The organism is Pseudoalteromonas sp. MMG012, assembly GCF_018100875.1.
Lineage (GTDB): Bacteria > Pseudomonadota > Gammaproteobacteria > Enterobacterales > Alteromonadaceae > Pseudoalteromonas > Pseudoalteromonas aurantia.
This window is the reverse complement of the sequence record NZ_JAGJEF010000196.1, coordinates 1-1,077: the sequence shown is the minus strand read 5'-3', so window position 1 is coordinate 1,077 and position 1,077 is coordinate 1. Positions and strand designations below refer to the sequence as shown.

At 40.3% G+C, this 1,077-nt stretch carries 1 protein-coding gene; it reads left to right on the top strand.

Features of this window, described 5'->3' with window-relative positions; translation table 11 throughout:
* Positions 1-91: 91 nt before the first annotated feature.
* Positions 92-1,077: IS481 family transposase (locus J8L97_RS22975; RefSeq protein ID WP_211053038.1), on the top strand; the 986-nt coding region annotated here is incomplete at its 3' end.

Below are 1,077 nucleotides of genomic sequence, written 5' to 3'. Positions count from 1 at the left end.
TAGATCTTACACCTCACCTTGAAAAGTTGAGAGTTACCCGTTTTGATTAAAGGTGTCGAATCTTCAAATCAAAACTAAAGAGGTAACTCTCATGTTACATACTAACAACCCAATTATTAAACACAAAGCAGGTCTGCTTAATCTAGCCGAAGAATTAGGAAACGTTTCTAAGGCATGCAAAGTTATGGGCGTATCACGAGATACATTTTATCGTTATCAAGAGCTTGTCGATGATGGTGGTATTGATGCGCTTATCAATAAAAATCGTAGAACACCCAATATCAAAAACCGAGTTGACGAAGCAACTGAAAAAGCAGTGATGGAATATGCTGTCGCTCAACCAGCTCACGGCCAACACAGAACAAGTAACGAACTGCGTAAGCAAGGCGTCTTTGTTTCAGGTAGCGGTGTTCGTTCAATCTGGCTTCGCCATGATTTAGAAAATTTCAAGAAACGACTTAAAGCCCTTGAAGATAAAGTAGCCACCGATGGCATTATTCTAACCGATGCTCAAGTTGCTGCGCTTGAAAAGAAAAAGCATGATGACGAAGCTTGTGGCGAAATAGAAACAGCTCACCCTGGTTATCTTGGTTCACAAGATACATTTTATGTTGGTAACCTCAAAGGTGTTGGTCGGATTTACCAACAAACCTTCGTTGATACCTATAGCAAAGTGGCCTTTGCCAAGCTCTATACGACCAAAACACCTATCACAGCAGCAGATGTGTTGAATGATAAAGTCCTGCCGTACTTCGAGCAACACGAGCTTCCTATGCTGCGCATATTAACTGACCGTGGTACTGAATATTGTGGGCGTGTTGATCATCATGATTATCAGCTATATCTAGCGATAAATGATATAGACCATACCAAAACAAAAGCTATGTCACCGCAAACAAATGGTATTTGTGAACGGTTTCACAAAACCATTTTAAATGAGTTTTACCAAATTACATTTAGGAAAAAGCTGTATGCAGATATGGATGAGTTGCAAAAAGATCTGGACGAATGGATGGATTACTACAACAATGAACGAACTCATCAAGGTAAAATGTGCTGCGGACGAACTCCGCTAGA